At 71.5% G+C, this 21,503-nt stretch carries 20 protein-coding genes; 7 read left to right on the forward strand and 13 right to left on the reverse strand.

What is annotated here, in order from left to right; translation table 11 throughout:
* Nucleotides 1-205 precede the first annotated feature (205 nt).
* The 3 genes from EMA17_RS38430 to EMA17_RS38440 form a co-directional block, all read right to left on the reverse strand.
* On the reverse strand, nt 206-397 hold the full coding sequence (locus EMA17_RS38430; protein ID WP_126641849.1) for a DUF397 domain-containing protein: 192 nt from the start codon (nt 395-397) through the stop codon (nt 206-208).
* A gap of 3 nt (nt 398-400) precedes the next feature.
* Complete coding sequence (locus EMA17_RS38435) at nt 401-1,282, reverse strand: helix-turn-helix domain-containing protein (RefSeq protein WP_126641850.1); 882 nt, start codon at nt 1,280-1,282, stop codon at nt 401-403.
* A gap of 214 nt (nt 1,283-1,496) precedes the next feature.
* A complete protein-coding gene (locus tag EMA17_RS38440; RefSeq protein WP_126641851.1) occupies nt 1,497-2,198 on the reverse strand; it encodes an SDR family NAD(P)-dependent oxidoreductase in 702 nt (233 codons plus the stop codon).
* Nucleotides 2,199-2,307: 109 nt separating this feature from the next.
* Here EMA17_RS38440 and EMA17_RS38445 point away from each other — a divergent pair, with 109 nt between their 5' ends.
* The 3 genes from EMA17_RS38445 (at nt 2,308) to EMA17_RS38455 (ending at nt 4,558) form a co-directional block, all read left to right on the forward strand.
* Complete coding sequence (locus EMA17_RS38445) at nt 2,308-2,910, forward strand: TetR/AcrR family transcriptional regulator (RefSeq protein WP_126641852.1); 603 nt, start codon at nt 2,308-2,310, stop codon at nt 2,908-2,910.
* A gap of 222 nt (nt 2,911-3,132) precedes the next feature.
* Nucleotides 3,133-3,465 (forward strand): hypothetical protein, encoded by a 333-nt coding sequence (locus EMA17_RS38450; protein ID WP_126641853.1) that lies wholly within the window; start codon nt 3,133-3,135, stop codon nt 3,463-3,465.
* A gap of 310 nt (nt 3,466-3,775) precedes the next feature.
* Nucleotides 3,776-4,558, forward strand: coding sequence for an isoprenyl transferase (locus EMA17_RS38455; RefSeq protein ID WP_126641854.1), 783 nt, complete (start codon nt 3,776-3,778; stop codon nt 4,556-4,558).
* A 7-nt stretch (nt 4,559-4,565) separates the two neighbouring features.
* Here EMA17_RS38455 and EMA17_RS38460 read toward each other — a convergent pair whose 3' ends face one another.
* The 8 genes from EMA17_RS38460 to EMA17_RS38495 form a co-directional block, all read right to left on the reverse strand.
* On the reverse strand, nt 4,566-5,183 hold the full coding sequence (locus tag EMA17_RS38460) for a YciI family protein (protein ID WP_126641855.1): 618 nt from the start codon (nt 5,181-5,183) through the stop codon (nt 4,566-4,568).
* 152 nt (nt 5,184-5,335) lie between these two features.
* Nucleotides 5,336-6,235 carry a carbon-nitrogen hydrolase family protein gene (locus tag EMA17_RS38465; protein ID WP_126641856.1) on the reverse strand — a complete coding sequence of 300 codons (900 nt, stop codon included), beginning with the start codon at nt 6,233-6,235 and terminating at the stop codon, nt 5,336-5,338.
* A 32-nt stretch (nt 6,236-6,267) separates the two neighbouring features.
* The gene (locus tag EMA17_RS38470) at nt 6,268-6,930 is read right to left on the reverse strand and encodes an SRPBCC family protein (RefSeq protein ID WP_126641857.1); all 663 of its coding nucleotides are present in this window, start codon (nt 6,928-6,930) and stop codon (nt 6,268-6,270) included.
* A 15-nt stretch (nt 6,931-6,945) separates the two neighbouring features.
* Complete coding sequence (cutA, locus tag EMA17_RS38475; protein ID WP_126641858.1) at nt 6,946-9,375, reverse strand: aerobic carbon-monoxide dehydrogenase large subunit; 2,430 nt, start codon at nt 9,373-9,375, stop codon at nt 6,946-6,948.
* Entirely contained in the window at nt 9,372-9,908 is a 537-nt protein-coding gene (locus EMA17_RS38480) for a (2Fe-2S)-binding protein (protein ID WP_126641859.1), read from the reverse strand. The genes cutA and EMA17_RS38480 overlap by 4 nt, the downstream gene beginning before the upstream one ends.
* Nucleotides 9,905-10,822 carry an FAD binding domain-containing protein gene (locus tag EMA17_RS38485; RefSeq protein WP_126641860.1) on the reverse strand — a complete coding sequence of 306 codons (918 nt, stop codon included), beginning with the start codon at nt 10,820-10,822 and terminating at the stop codon, nt 9,905-9,907. Before EMA17_RS38485 ends, EMA17_RS38480 begins: the two co-directional genes overlap by 4 nt.
* Before the next feature lie 46 nt (nt 10,823-10,868).
* Entirely contained in the window at nt 10,869-12,332 is a 1,464-nt protein-coding gene (locus tag EMA17_RS38490) for a uracil-xanthine permease family protein (protein WP_126641861.1), read from the reverse strand.
* Between the two features lie 259 nt (nt 12,333-12,591).
* Entirely contained in the window at nt 12,592-14,265 is a 1,674-nt protein-coding gene (locus EMA17_RS38495) for a PucR family transcriptional regulator (RefSeq protein WP_126641862.1), read from the reverse strand.
* 272 nt (nt 14,266-14,537) lie between these two features.
* Between EMA17_RS38495 and EMA17_RS38505 the strand changes: the two genes are divergently transcribed.
* From EMA17_RS38505 to EMA17_RS38520, 4 genes are all read left to right on the forward strand, one after another.
* Complete coding sequence (locus tag EMA17_RS38505) at nt 14,538-15,533, forward strand: oxamate carbamoyltransferase subunit AllH family protein (protein ID WP_160161720.1); 996 nt, start codon at nt 14,538-14,540, stop codon at nt 15,531-15,533.
* The gene (locus EMA17_RS38510; protein ID WP_126641864.1) at nt 15,517-16,995 is read left to right on the forward strand and encodes an AllF/FdrA family protein; all 1,479 of its coding nucleotides are present in this window, start codon (nt 15,517-15,519) and stop codon (nt 16,993-16,995) included. Before EMA17_RS38505 ends, EMA17_RS38510 begins: the two co-directional genes overlap by 17 nt.
* Complete coding sequence (locus EMA17_RS38515; protein ID WP_126641865.1) at nt 16,992-18,401, forward strand: YlbE family protein; 1,410 nt, start codon at nt 16,992-16,994, stop codon at nt 18,399-18,401. The genes EMA17_RS38510 and EMA17_RS38515 overlap by 4 nt, the downstream gene beginning before the upstream one ends.
* A 214-nt stretch (nt 18,402-18,615) precedes the next feature.
* Nucleotides 18,616-19,368: a nucleotidyl transferase AbiEii/AbiGii toxin family protein gene (locus tag EMA17_RS38520; RefSeq protein WP_126641866.1), complete on the forward strand. Its 753-nt coding sequence runs from the start codon at nt 18,616-18,618 to the stop codon at nt 19,366-19,368.
* A gap of 6 nt (nt 19,369-19,374) precedes the next feature.
* Here EMA17_RS38520 and EMA17_RS38525 read toward each other — a convergent pair whose 3' ends face one another.
* Entirely contained in the window at nt 19,375-20,052 is a 678-nt protein-coding gene (locus EMA17_RS38525) for a response regulator (protein ID WP_126641867.1), read from the reverse strand.
* A gap of 36 nt (nt 20,053-20,088) precedes the next feature.
* A complete protein-coding gene (locus EMA17_RS38530) occupies nt 20,089-21,378 on the reverse strand; it encodes a sensor histidine kinase (protein WP_174861497.1) in 1,290 nt (429 codons plus the stop codon).
* Nucleotides 21,379-21,503 lie beyond the last annotated feature (125 nt).

Raw genomic sequence — 21,503 nt, forward strand, 5'->3', positions numbered from 1 at the left:
TCGCCGGAAACCCCAAGCCACGAAAGCCCGACCGCCGCCAACGGCCCACCCACCGACCCGGGCCGCCCCCGCACCAGCCACCCGCCGACCAAGACGCAGCGCTCGCCGCTCAGCGAGGCCGTAGGCAGCCGCGTTCGGACCGGCGGCGGCGCCCGGCACTTGGAGGGTGCGAGGGCGTCGCCGGTCCGTGTGGCAGGTGTGAACTCTAGGTTGCCGAGCGCTTGTTCTTGAGGGCGGTCAGGAATGGAGTCCAGGTGGCTTCACGGAAGAGGAAGGTGCCGTGGGCGGGGGCCTTGGAGTCGCGTATCGAGATTGCGTCGTCGAGGATGCGGGCTCCTTCGAGGCAATCGTTGTCCGGAATGCTGTAGCTGGACTTGAACCACTCGCTCGTAGCCACGGATTACATCTCCTTGATTACCTCGTGGATCATCTCGCGCGCTTCTTGCGGACCCGGGGCAAGCGCTTGGAGATCGCTGAAAGCGCGCTCGTAACCGTCGATCACGGTTGCTTGGCCTACGACCCAGCTCGCGGCCATGTTCTCCAGGTAGACGATCGGCCTCAACGTGGAGTTGTTGGCAAATCGGATCAGGGTGAACGGCCCGCTCATGCCCGTGTGGATCCCCAGACTGAACGGCAGCACCTGCACCTGCACGTTGTCGAGGGTCGAAACCTCCGCGATGTGCTTGAGCTGCTCGCGTGCCACGGCCGGACCCCCTGCATGGCGGCGCAGTACGGACTCGCTCAGGATGACACGGAGGTCTACAGGAGCGTCCGCTCGGTGCAGCACCTCTTTTCGGGCCATCCGAGTCGCGACTCGTGCCTCGATCTCCTCGGTGCTGAACATCCCCGGCACCGTCATATGGGTTGCCCGGGCGTATGCCTCGGTTTGCAACAATCCCGGCACGTAGTCGGATGCGTGGCAACGGAGGGCGACTGCCGAGGCTTCCAGTCCGATGAAGGCGTGGAGGGTCGGCCGAATGAGGGCGTCATCCCTGTCGGATGCCCACCGGTCCTCTTTCGTCTTGGTCACCACGGCATAGTCCTTCAGCAGCGTCGACGTTGCCGGATCCGTCCTGTACAACTCGCACAGCATCACCGCGTCTTCCGGCTCGACCACCACGTTGTCCCCGTATTCCAGTCGCGTTACCTTCGACGGGCTCCACAGGAGCCTCTTCGCCACCTGACTCGACTTCATACCGGCCCCATGGCGCAACCGGCGCAACTCCGCGCCCAGTTGCAGGCGGCACAGGGCGGGTGTGGCCGACTCGATATCCTCGATCATCTTTCGTTCCTCCGCACACGATTTCAGTGTCTCGGCGAACGTCCCGCCCCGGCAAGAACGTTCTGCGCCACAGCGGGAATTACCGTTGACGAGTGCATCGTGGAGCACTCGTAATCGGTGATTCCCCTCGTAATGCTAGTTCCCGAAACTCACCGAATGCCGCCGAATCGGCGCATTGGGTGATCATGGGATCCGTGTGCGTGGAACCCCGCGACTACCAGGGCACCACCTCGCCGTTCAGGTCCAGGAACTGGAGTCCGGGGGCGCCCGCTTGCGCTTCCAGGACGTCGACCACGGCCGGGATGCTCTCCTCGGGGGCCAACGGTGCGTCGAAGCCGCCCAGCCTGGTCCGGTTGTGGCCCGGGTCGATGAGCAGCTTGGTGTGGTCGTCGTCCGCGTGGCGCGTCGTGTAGCTGCGCATCAGCTGGTTGAGGGCGGCCTTGCTGGCCTTGTACAACTCGTAACCGCCCTCGGTGTTGCGCGAGATGCTGCCCTGGTCGGACGACATGACCGCGACCGTTCCGCCCGGCGCGACGAGTTCGCGCAGTGCTTCGAGGGTGCGCAGCGGGCTGAACGCGTTGGTGATCATCACCTCGGTGAACATCTCCGTCGGGACCTGGTCGATCGGCAGATCGCCCCGGTCGATCGCGGCGTTGACGAAGAGCAGATCGAGTCGTGTACCCGCCAAGTGCTTGCGCAGTGAGGCCAGATCCTCCGCGCTGGTCATCTCCAACGACTCGACCGTCAGCCGGCCTCCCGACCGGCGGGCCATCGCGCGCAGTTCGTCGCCGTCCGCGCGCACGGTCGCGGTGACCTGCCAGTCGCGCCGAACCAGTTCGTCGGCGAGGACGAGCCCCAGGCCTCGGGACGCGCCGATGACGAGGGCCCGGCGCGGGGACGTGGTGGTGCTGGACACATTCGCTCCTTCGTGGGGTCGATGCCTCCAATCTAGACGCGACGTCGTGTCTAGACAAGACGTTGCGTCAAGACTGGATCACGGTGGCGCCGACCGGTACGGTGTCCCCATGTCCGCCGCCAGCTCTTTGCCCCCCAGGGCGCACTCCGGGAATCGGCGCGACGAGGCCGCGCGTCTGGCCGTGCTCCACGCCGCAGACGACCTGCTCGTCGAGCACGGCTTCGGTGCGCTGACCGTCGAGTCGATCGCCCGCCGGGCCGGTGTCGCCAAGCAGACGATCTACCGCTGGTGGTCCTCGAAGGTCGAGATCCTGCTCGACGTGCTCATCGAGGACAGCGACAAGCGTTTCCCGGTGCCGACGCAGGAGCGGCCGACGGCCGACGACATCCGTCGTTACCTGCGGGCCTTCGCACGTTTCCTCACCCGCGATCCGGCGGGCCGGGTCCTGCTCGCGCTTCTGGCCGAGGCCCAGCACCACGCCGCCACGGCCGCCACGCTGCACGAGCGTTATCTCGACCCCCGCCGCGCCGCCGAGCGCGCCCTGCTCGCCCGCGCCACCGCCGCCGGCGAGATCGCCCCCGACCTGGCCCCCGACGCCACGATGGATGCCCTCGTGGGCCCGATCGTCTACCGCGCGATGACCGGCTCGACCATCCCGCGCGCCCTGGTCGACACCCTCGTCACGGACCTGCTCAAGCCGCCTTCGCACTGACGGCGAATTGTCGGACGAGCTCCGCACGACTGCTGCCCCCATCGGCGCCCAACCGCCGCCCGACAGCCGGCCCCCTCTGTGCGCGGGCTCCCGCTACCCCCATTCGAGGGACATGGGTCGTGGGCCGGCCGCACGGTGGAAATCCTCCGGATGGCGTCGGGTGTGAGCGATGCCGCCAGGCGCACTTCCGTGCCGATGTCCCTCGTGAAGGAGAGCATCACCATGGCCACTTTCGGCTCCGCCGGGCGTTCCCCGCGTCGTATCGGCGCTCGGACGTTCGCGACCCTCGTCGCCCTGCTCGCCACCGGTGCAGCCACTCTCGGTACCGCCGGCGCCGCCCCCGCGCGGACCACGCGGGCCGGCGAGGTGTTCCAATGCGAGCAGGTTCGCCTCTTGCCGCCCAATGCCGTGAGCGCCCAAGCGTGCGACACCGATTACGTGGGCGCGGTCTCCGACTTCGTCGTGGACGGACTGGTGGGCGGAGCCTGGCACTGCGCGAGCGGCCAGGTGGACGCCTCGCACCGGATCCGGGGCTTCGGCTGCAGCCGGGTTTGAGAAGGTATCGGGCAATTGCGGTCGGCGATCCGATGCCGGTGGATCGCCCCCCAGGCGGGAGCGAGACCGACACCCGCAACCGAACGTGATCATCGCTCACCACCCGGCGACCGGCCGGCCACCCGGCCCGCCCGCGTACACCCGCAGGCGGGCCGCACCCCCGCGCGGCGGCGAGTGCCCCCGGCCCGGTACGTCGCCCAGGCAAGTAGCCTGTGTGGCAACGGCATTGCGGACGCTCGACGACGCGGGCGAGGTAACCCCCTGGTAGGGTCCGCCGAGGCTGCCACGACGTGATGCGACGGAGAAGGTCATGAAGCTGCTCCCGCTGTTCATTCGACGGCCGATCGAGGCGGTGTACGAGCGCCGGCTGGCCTCGACCCTGGTCGGGCTGCCGCGTCCGCAGAACGTCGGGATCATGCTCGACGGCAATCGGCGCTGGGCGCGCAAGGCGGGACACTCCGACGTACGCGAGGGATACCGCGCCGGCGGCGCGAAGGTGACCGAGTTCCTGGGCTGGTGCAGCGCCGCCGGGATCGAACACGTGACCCTGTTCATGCTCTCCGACGACAACCTCGGCCGGCCCGCCGAGGAGCTCGGCCCGCTGATCGAGATCATCGAGGAGACCGTCCGGGACATCACCGCCGAGGGCCGCTCCTGGGAGGTCCAGGTGATCGGCTCGCTGGACATGCTGCCCGGTGCCGGTGCCCGGGTGCTCAAGGAGGCCACCGCCGCCACGGCCGGGCGTGGCGGGCTCAGGGTGGACGTCGCGGTCGGTTACGGCGGCCGGCGGGAGATCGTCGACGCGGTCAAGAGCGCGTTCGAGCAGCACATGGCGGCCGGCGGCGACCCGGCCGAGCTGGTCGAGCGGTTCGAGATCGAGGACATCTCGCGGCATCTGTACTCGCCGACCGCCGCGCACACCGACTTCATCATCCGCACGTCCGGCGAGCAGCGGCTGTCCGGCTTCCTGCTCTGGCAGTCCGCGTACGCCGAGATGCACTGGGTGGACTGCTACTGGCCGGCCTTCCGGCACGTCGACTTCCTGCGCGCACTGCGCTCGTACGCCACACGCGAGCGCCGCTTCGGCAAATAGTGGCCGATCAGTCGTCGTCCTGATCCCGGCCGCCGAAGCACCAGGCGTGCGCCTCGATGCTCGCGTACAGATCGGCCCGCGCGTACGGCCCGCGCGCGAGCAGCGCCGTCGCCGCGGCGTGGTCCGGGAGTTCGGCCAGGATCGCGGTGCCCAGCCACTGTGCACCGTCCTCGGACAGCAGCGGCCCGCACACGATCAGCGACCCGGCGTGTTCGCCGTCGAGCAGATGGCGGCGCTGTTCGGCGTGCAGCGCGTCCCGAGCCGCGGTGCTGCCGGGTCGGGCGTGGGCGAGGATCAAGAAGCGCGGCCCGGGCGGCGCACTCCCCTCGAAGTCCCACATCGTCCGGCCGAGGGTGTTGCCCCACCGGCGGATCAGCACCTCCGGCTCGTAGACGCCCGCCCGGTGGTTCGGCTCGTCGTAGGCGAACCTCCGGACCGCGTCGGCGTCCGGCAGATCGACGATGTGCACACTGCCGGTCACCGTCTCCCCGTCGGCGGCGAACGTCGGCCCCCGGGCGATCATGCCCTCGGCATAGCCGTCCATGAACGTCCGATGTGCTTCAAGCAGTTCGTCGCGCAGCGGCCGTGTTCTCGGCCGGTCGCGACAGTAGAACAGGTACTCCATGCCCGATCCCCCGTGCGGTGTCGCCATGTGCGTCCGACCGGAGCACAGTACGACAGGCCGCCGAGGCTGTCGACGACGCGAGCGTGTGCGCCGCGGGCCGGCGGGGGAGCAACCCCCACCGGCCCGTCGGTCGTTCGCCGCGTCCCGCCGTCCTACCCGTGCGGGAAGGTCGTCTTCGCCGGCCGCACCAGGTCGTCCGCGTAGTTGGCGATCAGGTCCAGATTACGATCGGCCAGGTGGTCGAACACCTGCGGCACGCTCGAACCCGGGGTCAGCGACGCCAACGCGCGCTCCGGGTCGAGCCGGGCCGAGACCCAGCCCTCGTGTGAGGACCCGCGCGCGATCACCTCGGCGCCCGGCGTGACGATCATCGAGTTGCCGAAGTACAACACGCCCGCCGGGTCGCTGCCGGTGGCGTTGGCCCCGACGACGTAGACGTGGTTGTCGTACGCCCGTGCGCGGTTGGTGAGTTCCCACAGGTCGGCGGAGCGCAGCAGTGCCGACGGGCGGCAGATCACCTCGGCGCCCCGCACGGCCTGGATCCGGCTCAGCTCCGGGTAGTCGCCGTCGAAGCAGATGATCATGCCGATCCGACCGAGGTCGGTCTCCACCACGTCGACGTGCTCACCGGGCGTGACCCACCCACCGCGCGAGCGCAGTTCGGGGCCGAAGGGGTGGGTCTTGCGGTAGACGCCGAGCACCCGCCCGTCGGGACCGGCCAGCACCGACGAGTTGTACACCTCGCCGCGCTCGGCGCCGCGCTCGTACGTGCCCCACACCAGGTGCACGCCCAACTCCCGGGCCCGCTCCTGGAACGGCTCGGTGAGCCCGCCGGGGATGGCGTCGACCAGGTCCCACAACTCCTCGGCGGGCAGCGCCGGGGTGAAGCCCGTGGTCACGCTCTCCGGCAGGACCACCAACTCCGCGCCGGTCGACTCGACGCAGCGGGTCACCCATTGCAACGCGTGGGTGATGTTCGCCTCGACCACCGCCGCCGTGAGCGGCCCCGGGCGAGGCACGACCTGAACGGCCGCGGCCGTGAACGCACGCATGGTTGTCGCTCCCTTCCCGAAAACGAACCGGATCAGCGCCGACGCGCGATCACGCCGCCGACGATCGCGCCGAGCAGCGCCACCGCCGCGCCGAACAGCGCGCCCTTGGCGAAGTCGTCGCCGGAGAAGGCGGACGCCGGGGCCGCGTACGTACCCGCCGGAGCCGCGACCGCGCCGCCATCCACCGTCGCCACCACGGGAGTTCCGTTGACCGCCGCCGGCACGCCGCCCTTCGGCGCGGCCGTGAGCGGCGTCTGCCCGGTCAGGATCTTGTCCACCGACTTGAAGAACTCGCCGGCCGTCTTCTTGGCCACCCCGGTCAGCATGCGCTGCCCGACGCCGCCGATCACGCCGCCGACCACGGCCTCCGCGTCGTACTCCAACCGGGTCCGGCCGCCGTCGATGTCCTCCAGCGTCACCTTCACCTCGGCGCTGACCGTGCCCGGACCACCCGAACCGGAGGCCTTGAGCATGAACGAACCCGGCGGTACCTGGTCGGTGAGCTGCACGTTGCCCAGGTAGGTGCCCTTGATCGAGGCGACGCCCATCGTCACCGTCATCCGGTACGCGTCGGGACCGGTCTCCTCCAGCTTCTCGCAGCCGGGGATCGTACGGGTGAGCACGGCCGGGTCGTTCAGCGCCGCCCAGACCTTGTCGGCAGGGGCGTTCAGGATGGCGTTTCCTTGGACCTTCATGCTGGGTCGTGCTCCTTAACGGTGGGTGCCGGCGGCATGGTCGGCGCCCCGGCGCAGCGCCGGGATCTCGCCGGCGGCGAACCGCTTGCGCAGATGGAAGAGTTCGGACGGCTGGATCGGCATCCGCGTGATCGGGAAGCCCTCGGCGTCCTCGATCGCGGACGCGAACACCGCCGCCGCGGGGATCACGCCCGCCTCGCCCGCGCCCTTGATGCCGAGCGGGTTGAGCGGGGAGGGCGTCTCCAGGTGGTCGATCTCGATCTTGGGGACCTCGCTGGCGTACGGCATCAGGAAGTCCATGAACGACGCGTTCACCAACTGCCCGTGCTCGTCGTACTCCATACGTTCGTACAGCGCGCCGCCGACGCCCTGGGCGACGCCGCCGTGCACCTGGCCCTCGACGATCATCGGGTTGATCAGATGCCCGCAGTCGTGCACGACGCAGTAGCGCAGGATGCGGATCTCGGCGGTGTCGGGATCGGTCTCCACGATCACCGCGTGCATCCCGTTGGCGAACGTCGCGGTCGGCGGCGAGTAGTAGTCGCGCCCCTCCAGGCCCGGTTCGTCGTCCTCGGCGACCGGCGGCTTGGAGAAGTCGGCCTTGCCGGTCAGCTGGGTGGCCGCCTTGGACGCCTCGTCGAACGCGTAGCGCAGCGGGTTGGACAACACCGCCACGGTGCCGAGCGCGACCGACGCGCCGGGGCTGCCCTTGACCCGCACCTGGCCGTCCACGATCTCCAGGTCGCGCGGGTCGGCCTCCAACGCCTCACCGGCGATCCGCAGCGCCTTGGCCTTGACGTTGCGCGCGGCCAGCGCGATGGCGTTGCCGCTCATCACCGCCGCGCGCGAGGCGAACGTGCCCACCGCGTACGGGAATCGGCGGGTGTCGCCGGTGGTGACGGTGACGTCCTCGATCGGCACGCCCAGTTCGTCGGCGACGATCTGCGCGAACACCGTCTGGTGGCCCTGGCCCTGACTGGTCAGGCCGGTGGCGACGACGACCTTGCCGGTGGTCTCCACCTGGACGTGACCACCCTCGTACGGGCCGACGCCGGTGCCCTCGACGTAGCACGCCACGCCGATGCCCACCCGGCGGCCCTCGGCCCGCGCCCGGGCCCGGTACGCCTCGAACTCGTCCCAGCCGACCAGCTTCTTCAACGCGTCCAACGAGCCGGGGAAGTCGCCCGAGTCGTAGATCAGCGGCCGGCCGTCCTGGAACAACAGCCCGTGGTCGTACGGCATTTCGTCGGGCTGGATGAAGTTGACCGCGCGCACCTCGGTGCGGTCCTTGCCCAGGTGGTCGGCGATCGCGTCCATCGCCCGCTCCATCGCGAACACGCCCTGCGGGCGGCCCGCGCCGCGATACGGGGTGACTATCACCGTGTTGGTGTACAGGCTGCGGAAGTCGACCCGGTACGCGCCGGGCTTGTACGGGCCGAGCAGCTGCGTCGAGGTGATGATCGGCACGATGATCCCGTACGGGGTGTACGCGCCGTTGTCGTGCAGGATCTCCACGTCCAGGCCGAGCAGTCGGCCGTCGTCGTCGAACCCGACCCGCACGGTCTGGAGTTGGCCGCGCTCGTGGGCGGCGGAGATGAAGTGTTCGCGGCGGTCCTCGGTCCACTTGACCTCGTGGTCGAGCAGCCGGGCCGCCCACGGGATCAGGATCTCCTCGGGCCACGGGTGCACGATCTTGACGCCGAAGCCGCCGCCCACGTCGGGGGTGACGCATTCGACCCGGTCCAGCGGGAGGTCCAACTTGGCCGCCACGGCGGCGCGGACACCCGTGGAGGTCTGGGTGGAGGTGTACACGCGCAGGCTCTCGTCGGCCGCGTCCCAGCGGGCGTAGACGCCGCGGCCCTCCATCGGCATGCACGCGCTGCGCTCGATGTCCAGCTTCAGTTCGAGCCGGTTGGGCGCGGCGGCGATCGCGGCCGGCGCGTCGCCGACCTCCTGGACCAGGTGCGCGGCGCAGTTGCCCGGCACGTCGTCGTGCACGAGGCGGTCCGCGCGGTGGGCGTTCTCGATGCCGACCACCGGCGGCAGCGCCTCGTACTCGACGGTGATCCGCTCGCAGGCGTCCTCGGCGAGGTAGCGGTCGGTGGCCACGACCATCACCACGGCCTCGCCGACGTGGTTGACGAACTCCTTGGCCAGCGGGTACGCGGTGCGCCCGTGGGTGAGCGCGGGGTGCGGGATGAGCAGCGGCAGCGGCTCGGCGACCCGGCCGGTCAGGTCCTCGTAGGTGTAGATCGCGATCAGGCCGTCGACGTCGAGCGCGCCGGTGACGTCGATCCCGGTGATTCGGGCCCGCGCGTGCGGGCTGCGCACGAAGGCGGCCTCGTAGGAGCCCTCGCCCAGGTCGTCGAGGTAGCGGCCGTTGCCGACCAGCAGGCGCAGGTCCTCGGTGCGCTGCACCGGTGCGCCGAACATCTTGGTGGTCATCGGGCGTCCCCCTCGGCGTGCGCGCAGCCCTTGCGTTCTTCCGTGATCTCGGCAGCGCGCAGCACGGACTTGACGATGTTCTGGTAGCCGGTGCAGCGGCACAGGTTGCCGGAGACCGCCTCGCGGGCCTCCTCCTCGGTGGGCGTCGGGTTCTCCTCCAGGAAGGCGGAGACGACGGTGAGGAAGCCGGGGGTGCAGAAGCCGCACTGGAGGCCGTGGCACTCGCGGAACGCCTGCTGTACGGGGTGCATGGTGCCGTCGGGCTCGGCGAGGCCCTCGACGGTGGTGATCTCGTGGCCCTGGGCGCTGACCGCGAACATCAGACAGGCGCGCATCGGCTTGCCGTCGATGCGCACGGTGCACGCGCCGCAGACGCCGTGTTCGCAGCCGACGTGGGTGCCGGTCAGGCCCAGGTCGTGGCGCAGGCAGTCGGAGAGCAGCCGGCGCGGGGTGACGGTGGTGGTGTGCGGTACGCCGTTCACGCTCAGCCGGATGTCGAGCCGCTGCTCGGTGGGGATCTGCGTGTCGGTCATCGGGCGCTCCGCTCGGTGCTGGTGGTGCCTGTCGTGCCGTTCGGGTCGACCAGGGCCGCGCGCTCGGTGGCGGTGCGCAGCGCCCGGACGGTGAGTACGCCCGCCAGTTGGGCGCGGTATTCGGCGGTGGCGTGGATGTCGCCCTCGGGCTCCAGGCTCCCGGCGGCCAGCGTCGCCGCGTCCTGCCACACGGCGGTGTCGGCGGTGCGGCCGATCAGCGCGTCGGTGAGGTCGAGTACGAGCGGGACGGGGGAGAGCGAGAGGTAGGCGGCGCGGGCCGAGACGATGCGCAGGTCGTCGTCGACGGTGACCGCCGCCGCGACCCCGCACATCGCGTAGTCGCCGTGCCGGCGGGCGATCTCGACGAACTCGGTGCCGGTGCGGCCCGGCAGGCGGGGGAAGTAGGCGGCGACGGCGAGTTCGCCCTCCTCGATGGACGCCTCCAGCGGGCCGACGAAGAAGTCCTCGACGGCCACCGTGCGGGTGGAGCCCTTGCGGGCCAGCGTCATCGAGCCGCCGAGCAGCGCGAGTACGGCGGTCATCTCGCCGGAGGGGTCGGCGTGCGCGAGGCTGCCCACGGTGGTGCCGCGGTTGCGGATCACCGGGTGGGCGACCAGGCGCAGACCCTGGCGCAGCAGCGGGACCACCGCGTGTGCGGCCTCGTCCGCCTCGACCTCGGCGTGCCGGGCGAGCGCGCCCACCGCGACGCCGCCGGGGTCGGTGCGGACGTAGGCCAACTCGCTGAGCCCGTTGATGTCCACCAGGTGGGCCGGGGCGGCGAGTCTCATGTTGAGCATCGGGATCAGGCTTTGGCCGCCGGCGAGGACCTTTCCGTCGTGGCCGACCTCGGCGAGGGCGTCGAGGGCCTCGGCCAGGTCGGTCGGTGCGTGATATCGGAATGCCGGCGGCTTCACGTGTCGTCCCCTCCAGGTGGTGCGTGCGGTGGTGCGGGTGGGTGGGTCAGCTCTGCGGCGGCGGGGGCGCGGCACTGCTGCCGGCCAACGGCTTGCCGCCGGGCGGGTGTTCCTCCACGGTGCCCAGGGACAGCGCGGTGCCGCCCTCCAGTTCGACGTCCGCGGGCGCCTTGGGGTCGCGCATGTGTGCGGGGGCCAGGGCGTGCAGGGCGTGGTAGACCACCAGGGTCACGATGGTGCCGAGCGCGATGCCCTCGATGACGAAGTCGTCGTTGAACTTGATCGCGACGCCGCCGATGCCGATGACCACGCCGGCCGCGACCGGGACGAGGTTGATCGGGTTGGCGAAGTCGACCTTGTTCTCGATCCAGATCTTGGCGCCGAGCAGGCCGATCATGCCGTAGAGCACGACGGTGATGCCGCCGAGCACGCCGCCGGGGGTGGCCGCGATCAGCGCGCCGAACTTCGGGCACAGGCCGAACAGCACGGCGACGACGGCGGCCACGTAGTAGGCGGCCGTGGAGTAGACCCGCGTGGCGGCCATCACGCCGATGTTCTCGGCGTAGGTGGTGGTCGGCGAGCCGCCCACGGCGCTGGCCATCATGGTGCCGACACCGTCGGCGGTGATCGCCTTGCCCAGGCTGCCGTCCAGGTCGGCGCCGGTCATCTCGGAGACGGCCTTGACGTGGCCGGCGTTCTCCGCGATCAGCGCGATCACCGCGGGCAGCGCGACCAGGATCGCCGAGGTCTTGAAGTCCGGGGCGTGCGTGGAGGGCATGCCGAACCAGTCGGCCGAGGTGACGCCGGAGAAGTCGACCCGGTCGTGGGCGAACTCCTTGCCGTCGTGCTGTCCGGGCTGCACCGAGGTGATCTGCCCGAACCCCTTGTCGAACAACCACGACAGCACGTAGCCGAAGACGAGGCCGAGGAAGATCGCGATGCGCGACCAGAAGCCGCGCAGCAGCACGGTCATCGCGATCACCGCGGTCATCGTCAGTATCGCGATCCACTGGTCCTGCGGCCAGTAGGTCTTGGCCACCACGGGGGCCAGGTTGAAGCCGATCAGCAACACCACGGCGCCGGTGACCACCGGCGGCAGGGCCTTGTTGACCACTTCGGCGCCGAGCAGGTGGATCAACACGCCCGCGAGCGCGAGTACGGCGCCGGCGACCAGGATCGCGCCGGTGACCGTCGCGCTGGAGCCGCCGGAGGCGCGGATCGTGGTGACCGCGCCGACGAACGCGGCGCTGGTGCCGAGATAACTGGGGATCTTCCCCTGCACGACGAGCAGGAAGACCACGGTGGCCAGACCCGACATCATGATCGCCAGGTTCGGGTCCAGGCCCATGATCACCGGGAAAACGAATGTCGCGCCGAACATCGCGACGATGTGCTGTGCTCCCAGACCGATGGTCCGACCCCACGAGAGCCGTTCGTCGGGGCGTACGACCTCACCCGGAGGTGGGGTGCTGCCGTCCCCGTAGAGCTTCCATCCCAAGCCGAGTGCCATGTTCAGCCGCCTTCCAGGCGTAGGGGGGTGCGAGGGCGATTCGTTGTCGCACGACCCGGCACGGTGAGCGCGATCCGGTGGAGTCCGCCGGTCTCGCCACGAGGTTGGGGGAAGGTTATGGACGGGTCCGTCACCGGGGCTTGGGTGATAGGTGACAGAGCTCGCCCGGTGGTGTTGTGGAATTCACCCAAGGTTTGTTGCCGTCGCGTGTCGGCGTATGGATGAACGACCAAGGCTTTCTCCGTACGTGCGCGCCGCGCTACAGCCCGCGCATGCGGCGCACCTGGAGCGCCAGCATGATGTTGAGCCGTAGATGCGAGTCGGTGGTGAACGCGCCGAGCAGTCGTTCCAGCTTGCCGATCCGATAGCGCAGCGTGTTGTAGTGGAAATGCAGGATCCGGGCCGTCTCGGCCACGTTCAGGTTGGTGTCCAGGAGCACCTCCAGGGTGGTGCGCAGATCGGTGGTCTCCTCGTCCTCGCGGCTCGCGAGTTCGCCGAGGGTCTCCCGCATGAAGCTGGTCAGTTCGGCGGAGTCGGGGACCAGGCTGAGCAGCCGGTACACGCCCAGGCTGTCGAAGTCGGCGATGCCGCCCGGGCCGTGCATCTGGCGGCCCACCTTGGCCGCGCGGCGGGCCTGTTCGTACGCCTCGGGCAGCAGCGCCGGATCGGTGACCACGCGGCTGACCCCGGTGGAGAACGACCGGCGTCCGCCGCCGCCGTCGCCGGAGACCTGGGTGACCATCTGGCGGACCGTCTCGCCGGGCGCGGTGCGCTGGGAGGCGCCCATCACGACCACCACCTCCTGGCTGTAGCCGACCACCGCCGCACGCGAGTCGCGCTCGCGGACGACCATGCCCCAGGCGGTGGCGAAGCGCTCGTGGGCGGGCCGCAGATCGTCGGAGTCGGGGTCGGGGCTCTCGCCCGGCTCCAACTGGGCGACCACCACGATCAGCGGGCGGTCGATGGCCCAGCCGAGCGAGGCGCAGTGCCGCACGGTGTGCGCGGGATCGCCCGCCCGGCCGGCCAGCAGGTCGCGCATGAAGTCGCCCTGGTACTTGCTCTCCACGGCGGCGACCGCGAGGTCCTTGGTGATCACCAGGGCGGCGGTGGCCGCGGCCCGTTCGAGCACCTGGATGTCGCTCTCGTCCAGGGTACGACCGGCGGAGATCAGGACCACCCGACCATGGTCGAGGGCGCCGGCCAGGATCGGTACGAGCGCCACGCCGGTACCGGGATCCTCCAGCGCGCCGGCGCCGTGCCTGAAGCGCTCGACGCGGAAGCGACCGGAGGCGTCGAACAGCGCGCGGCGAGCGGTGGGGGCGGCCTGCTTCGCCGCCTCGCCCTCGTCCCGGGAGTCGGAGGACGCCAGGAGCCGGCCGTCGGGGGTGGTGACCATGACGGTGCCGCCGAGCAGGCGGCTGAGCTCGTCGGTGATCGCTTCGAGGGCGCCGCCGGCCAGTACGACGCTGACCAGCGCGCGGTGCGCCTCCTCGGAGCGGGCCAGCACCGCGGCCTGCCGATTGAGGATGTCGGTGAGCACCTGGTTGAGGATGTCGTCGAAGGCGACGTCGTCGGGCAGCCGGATGATGGGCAGGCCGACCCGGTCGGCGGCGGCCAGCATGTCGGCGGGCAACTCGTCCAGGTAGCGGCCGAGCTTGATGCCGACCGCGGCCAGCCGGCGCGATTCGAGCGCGGTGACCAGGTCGCACAGGGACTGCGGGGTCTCGCGCAGGGGGTAGCCGGTGGTCAGGAGGAGTTCGTGCGGCTTGGTCCACGGCAGGATGTCCGGGACCTCCATCACGTTGAGTCGCTGCACGACGCGGTCCAGGCCGCGCTCGCCGGCCATCAGTTCGGCGCCCGACAGGCTGGAGAGGCTGAGCACGTCGCGAACCGGGACGCCGCGAACGAGCGTGCCGGTACTCGCGGTTCGCACCCCGCCGGGGCCTCCGCCAGGGCTTGGCAGATTACGCGAATTAAGTGCGCCAAGGTTGGCAACTTGCTCCATTCGAGGACCATAGCCATTGGATTACGTTCACAACAGACATAGAGCCGGTCCGATTCAAATCGGTTCGGAAGAGACGCCCCACCGGTGCACTCGCGCCTCCGGCGTCACGGGCACACCGTGTCCACGGGTGACTTCGTACCGTTTCCAGCCCATACGGAACCCACTTCGCACCGCATCGCATCGCACCGGGAGGCACGACCGTGGCAGACCCGGGAGAGGTGAGCCGTGTGCCGGCGCCGGTGGGCGCGGGGACCGTGCCGGGGGCGGCGACGGTGTCGGGTGCCGCCGTGCCGGCGGGCCCGGTGTCCGTGCCCGGGTCGGCGTCGGCGGTGTTGCGGGCGGGGTTGGCGGGGCCCGAGCGGCCCGCTCGGGTGCTCGGGGTGTTTCCGGCCGCGGTGTACCTGGCCGATGTCGGCTCCGGGGAGGTCGTGGCGGTGTGTACGCATGACGCCGTGCGACTGCCGAATGCCGTCGTGCTCGCCGCACGGACCCAGCGGTCGCCGTTTCCGGCGGCGGCCGGTGCCACCGACGCGTGGATCGGCGGTGGTGCGCTCGGCGTCGGACCGCTGCGGGTCGACGTGGTTCGGTGGTGGACGCCGCCGCGACCGCCCGCGCCCGGTGACGTGCGTACCCGCGCACACGGTGTGACGACCCTGCGTGCCGCGCTGGACACCGCCGCCACCGGGCTGCCCGCCGGCGCCCGGGTCGATCTGGCCGAGCTGAGCCGGTACGCGTACACCGACCCCGAGCGGGCCACCGGCGCCGCGCTGCGCCTGATCGGGCTCGGCCCCGGCCTGACCCCCAGCGGCGACGACGCGCTCTGCGGCTTCCTGCTCGCGCTGCGCCACCTCGACCCCGGAGCGGCCGGCGCCCGGCACGCGCACACCCTCGGCGCCCGCGTCGCCGCACACGCCCCGGGCCGCACCACCGACCTGTCCGCCGCACTGCTCGGCCACGCCGCCCGCGGCGACGGCTGTACGCAACTGATCGACCTGATCGGCGCGATGGGCCGCGACACCGACGTACTCCCGTGCCTGCGCCGCCTGCTGACGGTGGGTCACACCTCCGGCGCGGACCTCGCCCTCGGCGTGCTCGCCGGCGCCGAGGCGATGCGCACGGGCGCCGCACCAGCCGAACTCCCGTACCCGAAACTCCCGTACCCCGAAGGAAGGAGCGCCCGTGAGCAGCGCGCTTGAGCTGCGCCGCGGAACATACCGAGACTCGGTCAGCCTGATGCAGGTGAGCCGATCGGTATCCGCGGTGGACGGGGTGACCAAGGCGCTCGTCGCCATGGCGACCGAACTCAACGTCGGCCTCTTGGCGGGCATGGGCTTCGAAACCCCCGACGGCGCCGGACCCAACGACCTGATCGTGGCGATCCGGGCCGAGGACGAGGACGCGCTGAGCCGCGCCAAGGCGGTCCTGGAGACGTCCCTGGAGCTGTCCACCGGCGGTGGCGGCGGGATCGGCTCGGCCGGCGGCGTGCCGCCGCGCACGATCCGCACCGCCGCGGCCTCCGGCACCGACGCCACCCTCGCCCTGATCTCGGTCCCCGGACCGCACGCCTTCGCCGAGGCCGTCGACGCCCTGGAGGCGGGCTTGGACGTGCTGATCTTCAGCGACAACGTGCCGGTCGAGCAGGAGATCCGGCTCAAGGACATGGGCCGCGAACGCGGCCTGCTCGTGATGGGCCCGGACTGCGGCACCGCGCTGGTCGGCGGCGTCGGCCTGGGCTTCGCCAACACCGTGCGCGGCGGCCCGATCGGGATCGTGGCCGCCTCCGGCACCGGCTCGCAGGAACTCATGTGCCTGCTGCACGCGGCCGGCAGCGGGGTCAGCCACTGCCTCGGCGTGGGCGGGCGCGACCTGAGCGAGGCCGTCGGTGCCCGCTCCACGCTCCAGGCGCTGGCCATGCTGGACGCCGACCCGAACACCGAGCTGATCGTGGTGGTGTCCAAGCCGCCGGCCGACGCGGTGGCCGCCGAGGTCGAGCGTTACGCCGCGACCCTGGGCACGCCGGTGCAGTTGGCCTTCCTCGGGCAGGGCCGGGACGACCTGACGGCCGCCGCCACCAAGGCGCTCGCCGCGATCGGCCACGCCGGCGTCGAGGACCGGGTGTGGCCGGCCGAGTCGCCGCGCGCCCCGCGTACCGGCGCGCTGCGCGGGCTGTTCTGCGGCGGCACGTTGTGCGACGAGGCGATGATCATCGCCGCCGACCGGCTCGGACCCGTCGCGTCCAACATCCCGCTGCGGCCCGAGTGGGCGCTGCCCGCCGACATGCACGCGGCCGGCCACCTGATGATCGACTTCGGCGACGACGGCCTGACCGCGGGCCGCCCGCACCCGATGATCGACCCGAGCCTGCGCCTGGAACGCCTCGCCGAGGAACTGGCCGACCCGGCCGCCGCGGTGCTGCTCCTGGACGTCGTACTCGGCCACGGCGCGCACGCCGACCCGGCCGCCGACCTGGCCGCGGTGTTGCGCACGGCCGGGCCCGACGCGCCCGTCGTACTGATCTCGCTGTGCGGAACCGACCTGGACCCGCAGGACCTGGAGGCCCAGGCCCGCACGCTGGCCGACGCCGGCGCCGAGGTCCACCTGTCCAATGCCGAGGCCGCCCGGCGCGCCGTGGCGATCGTAGAAGGGCTCGACGCGTGAGCGCTCCCAACCGTCTTCTCACCCAGGACCCGTCGGTGGTCGCGGTCGGCGCCGAACTGCTCGCCGACGCTCTCGCCGCGCAGGCCGTGCCGGTGACCGCCGTCGACTGGCGCCCGCCACTGCCCGGCACCTCCGACGCGCTGGCCCGCGTACTCGCCGACGAGCGGCGCGACGCGGCCGACAAGGTCGCGATCGAGCGGGTGTTGGCCTCGACCCCGCACCTGGTCGACGTCAAGCCGGCGAGCGAGGCACTGGGCCTGACGGCGGGTCAGTTCCGGCACGCGGGGCCGCCGATCGACTGGGCGCGGGCGTCCGGGCCGATGCGCGGCGCGCTGATCGGCGCGGTGCTCTTCGAGGGCCTGGCCGACACCCCCGAGGCGGCGGAGAAGTTCCTCGCCGACGGGCACGCCGAGCTGGACTCCTGCCACCACCACCACGCGGTGGGGCCGATGGCGGGTGTGGTCAGCCCGTCGATGTGGATGTTCGAGCTGGAGGACACCACGCACGGCACCCGCGCCTGGTGCTCGCTCAACGAGGGCCTGGGCAAGGTGCTGCGCTACGGCGCGTACGGGCCCGAGGTGATCGAGCGGCTGCAGTGGATGTCGGCGGTGCTCGGCCCGCTGCTGCGCACCGCGGTGCGCGCGGGTGAGCCGATCGACATCCGCGCGATCATCGCGCAGATGCTCCAGATGGGCGACGAGGGCCACAACCGCAACCGCGCGGGCACGCTCATGCTCCTGCGCGAACTGCTGCCCGGCATGGTCGAAAGCGGCGCGCCCACCAAGGACATCGCCGAGGCGGCCCGCTTCGTCGGCGGCAACGACCACTTCTTCCTGAACCTGGACATGCCGGCCTGCAAGCTGGCCATGGACGCGGGCCGGGACGTCCCCGGCTCCTCGCTGGTGGTCGCGATGGCCCGCAACGGCACCGACTTCGGCATCCAGGTCTCCGGCACCGGCGACCGCTGGTACACCGGCCCGGCCGAGGTGCCGGACGGCCTGTACCTGGGCGCCTACGGCCCCGACGACGCCAACCCGGACATCGGCGACTCGGCGATCACCGAGACGGCCGGCATCGGCGGCTTCGCGATGGCGGCGGCGCCGGCGATCGTGCGCTTCATCGGCGGCGAGGTCGACGACGCACTCGCCGCGACGCGGCGGATGTACGAGATCACGCTGGCGGAGAACCCGGCCTACCAGATCCCGGTCCTCGACTTCCGGGGCACACCCACCGGCATCGACGTCACCAAGGTCGTCCGGACGGGCATCCTGCCCCAGATCAACACCGGCATCGCCGGCAAGGTGGCCGGCACCGGCCAGGTGGGCGCCGGCCTGGTGACCCCGCCGGCCTCCTGCTTCACCGAGGCCATCGAGGCCCTGGCGGAGGCGGCCCCGCCCCTCGCCTGACCCCACCCGAAAGAGGGCCCGCCGCGCCGACCCCCGAGCGGCGGGCCCTCTTCGCCATACGCACCCCCGCGGGAACGCCACCGCCCCGAGCCGCCGCCGGGCCGATTTGGCTTCCGCGCCGCGCGTTCCGGTGCGCCGCGCGATCCCCGCGCCGACAATCCCCGTATCGGGTGCCGCGTACGCTGGGAGTCCCGAAACGCGAGGACTCGACACCGTGCCGCACAGCCCCGAAGAGCAGATCATCCGCATCGCCGCGGCCGCCGGCGGACCCTTCGGGGTCGCCCTGGGCGGCAGTCGGGGACTGGGGCGGCACGGGCTCGTGGATCGGGACGGTGACACCGTCGACCTCGCCCTGGCCGCGCGCGACGGCAAGCGGCTCGGCGCCGCCCGGGGCGCGATCGTGGCCGCGTTGGGCGAGGCCGGGTTCGGCGTGCGCGTCGACGGCAAGGCGGCCACGAAGACCCGGGTCCGGCTCACCGTGCGGCCGGCCGGGGTCAAGCGGGCGATCCCGGTGAGCCTGTACGTCGGGCCGCGTCGGCACGAGCCGGTCGTGGTGGCCGACGTCGCCGTGCTGCATCCCGACGACCTCGCCGCCGCGAAGGTGGTCACCCTGGGGTCGCGGGCCGAACTCCGGGACGCCTTCGACGTGTTCGCGCTCTCCGCCGGCTACGACACCGGGCGGCTGCTCGAACTGGCCCTGGCCTACGATCCCGAACTGCGGGCCGAGGACTTCCTGACCGGGTTCAAGCACGTCACCGAGCGCGAGGACGCGGACTTCCGCCGACTGGGGTACACCGCCGCGCGGGCCGACGCGGTGCGCGCGTACTTCCAGGACTGGTTCGCCGAACTGTCCGCCCGTGGCAGCCGCCCGATCGCCGCCGCCCTGGACCCGAAGGTGTCGGCCGCACTCGCGCGGCTCGCGCGACTCGCCGAACCGACGGCGGCCGAAGGGGACGAGGACGCGTGAGCCGCCTCAGGACCGCCGGCCGCCGGGCGTGACCAACCCCGTCTCGTAGGCCAGCACCACGGCCTGCGCCCGGCTGGACAGGTGCAGTTTGGCCAGGGCCCGGTTGAAGTGGGTCTTGACGGTGGACTCGGTGACCACGAGCGTGCCGGCGATCTCGGTGTTGGCCAGGCCCTTGCCGACCAGGCGCAGCACCTCCAACTCCCGTCCGGTCAGCGCGTCCAGGGCCGGCGGGACGTCGTCGGCCGGCGGGGTGGGCGCGGCGGCGACGTACGTCTCGATCAGTCGCCGGGTGACGCTGGGCGCGAAGAGCATGTCGCCGGCCATCACCGCGTCGATCGCGGCGAGCAGTCGTTGCGGGCCGATCTCCTTGAGCAGGAACCCGGAGGCGCCGGCGCGCAGTGCGGCGTAGACGTACTCGTCCAGGTCGAAGGTGGTCAGCACGACGATCCGGGGCGGATTGCCGTCGGCGGCGGCGAGGATGCGTTCCGTGGCGACCACGCCGCTCACCCCGGGCATGCGGATGTCCATCAGGATCAGTTCGGGTCGCAGCTTCGCCGCCATGTCCACGGCCTCGGCCCCATCGGACGCCTCGCCCACCACGTCGATGCCCGGGGCCGCGCGTAACAGGGCGGCCAGTCCCGCCCGGATCAGGACCTGGTCGTCCACGACAAGTACCTTGGTCACCCCGTCGTTCCTTCCGTCACGTCGGTCCGAGGCGACCTAGCTGTCGCCCGTGCCCCCGACCTTGCCGCCCGACGTGCCGGGCTCGGCCGGGATGGGCAGGACGAGGCCGACCTCGAACCCTCCTTCCGGGCGCGGTTCGGCGGAGAACGTCCCGCCGTAGAGCCTGGCGCGCTCGGACATGCCGATCAGGCCGTGTCCGGTCGCGCCCCCGATTGTGCCCGAATTCCCGGTCCGTGGGGCGGCGTCGGGGTCGGGTTCCCCGCCGTCGTCGCAGACCGCCACGCGCAGACGGGTGGGTTCGTACTCCACCGTCAGTTCCACCCGTGCGGTGCGGGCGTGTTTGAGCACATTGGTCAGTGCCTCCTGGACGATCCGGTACGCGCACAACTCGACGCCGGGCGACAGCGGACGGGCGACGCCGATCCGCCGGATGGTCACCGTCACCCCCGCCGCCCGGATCCGGCGCACCACGTCGTCCAGGCGGGCCAGGCCGGGCGCCGGATCCATGTCGTCGTCGGCGGCGGGCCGGTCCGGGCCGGTCACGCGCGCCTCGTCCAGGTCCGCGGGATCGGCGCGCAGCAGCAGCAACATCCGGCGCATCTCGTCCAGCGCCTCGCGGGTGGTCTCCCCGATGGTGTGCAACGCCGCCCGGGCGGTGGGCGGATCGGAGGTGATCACGTACTCGGCCAGACCGGCCTGTACCGAGATCACCGAGACGTGGTGGGCGACCACGTCGTGCAGTTCGCGCGCGATGCGCACCCGCTCGTCGGTGACCGCGCGCCGCGCCCGGGCCTCCTGTTCGCGGGCCAGTTTGGCGGTCAACAGCGCCAACTGCGCGTTGCGTTCGCCCAGTCGGCGGGCGGCCGTGCCGAACCAGCAGACGACCGGCGGAACGGTCAGGATCTGCGCGACGACGGTGACCATCGAGCCGCCGTCGGCGGCGAGGCCGGCGTAGATCCAGGTGGCGCCCACGGCGGCGATCGCCACCGCCGCGATCCGCACGGGCCGATGCGAGGCGACCGTGTACAGCGCGAGCAGCGAACCGAGGGAGTTCACCACCGGCCAGTAACCCAGGGCGATGAACCAGATCTGGAGCGCGAGCATCACGAACAGCACGGCGACGGGGGCGCGCCTGCGGACCAGGAGGGGGAGATTGATCAAGACGATCAGGACGAAACCGAACGTATCGGTATGTCGCCAGTTCCCGGTCGGGTCCTCGCGCGCCAGCAGCAGGCTGACCACCATGTCGGCCCCCGCCAGCGTCACGTCCACGGCTCGCGGAGGGACGCCGGCGGGCAGTCTCTTCCACACCGTTCGGGCCCGCATCGGCGCAGCGTAGCCCGCCGCCGATGCCGCGTCGTCAAACCGGCGGTCCAGGCGCGCATACCGCGCTGGTTGTAGGCCGGTTCGCCGGGCGGCGCGGAGGTCCGGGGGCGGGATCCGGCGAGACC

Source organism: Embleya hyalina (genome assembly GCF_003967355.1).
Lineage (GTDB): Bacteria > Actinomycetota > Actinomycetes > Streptomycetales > Streptomycetaceae > Embleya > Embleya hyalina.

Bases quoted from the DNA above. Each gene is read 5' to 3' on its own strand.
- EMA17_RS38435 (WP_126641850.1), bottom strand. From the start codon at position 1,282: ATGATCGAGGATATCGAGTCGGCCACACCCGCCCTGTGCCGCCTGCAA.
- EMA17_RS38445 (WP_126641852.1), top strand. From the start codon at position 2,308: ATGTCCGCCGCCAGCTCTTTGCCCCCCAGGGCGCACTCCGGGAATCGG.
- EMA17_RS38450 (WP_126641853.1), top strand. From the start codon at position 3,133: ATGGCCACTTTCGGCTCCGCCGGGCGTTCCCCGCGTCGTATCGGCGCT.
- EMA17_RS38455 (WP_126641854.1), top strand. From the start codon at position 3,776: ATGAAGCTGCTCCCGCTGTTCATTCGACGGCCGATCGAGGCGGTGTAC.
- EMA17_RS38460 (WP_126641855.1), bottom strand. From the start codon at position 5,183: ATGGAGTACCTGTTCTACTGTCGCGACCGGCCGAGAACACGGCCGCTG.
- EMA17_RS38465 (WP_126641856.1), bottom strand. From the start codon at position 6,235: ATGCGTGCGTTCACGGCCGCGGCCGTTCAGGTCGTGCCTCGCCCGGGG.
- EMA17_RS38470 (WP_126641857.1), bottom strand. From the start codon at position 6,930: ATGAAGGTCCAAGGAAACGCCATCCTGAACGCCCCTGCCGACAAGGTC.
- cutA (WP_126641858.1), bottom strand. From the start codon at position 9,375: ATGACCACCAAGATGTTCGGCGCACCGGTGCAGCGCACCGAGGACCTG.
- EMA17_RS38480 (WP_126641859.1), bottom strand. From the start codon at position 9,908: ATGACCGACACGCAGATCCCCACCGAGCAGCGGCTCGACATCCGGCTG.
- EMA17_RS38490 (WP_126641861.1), bottom strand. From the start codon at position 12,332: ATGGCACTCGGCTTGGGATGGAAGCTCTACGGGGACGGCAGCACCCCA.
- EMA17_RS38530 (WP_174861497.1), bottom strand. From the start codon at position 21,378: ATGCGGGCCCGAACGGTGTGGAAGAGACTGCCCGCCGGCGTCCCTCCG.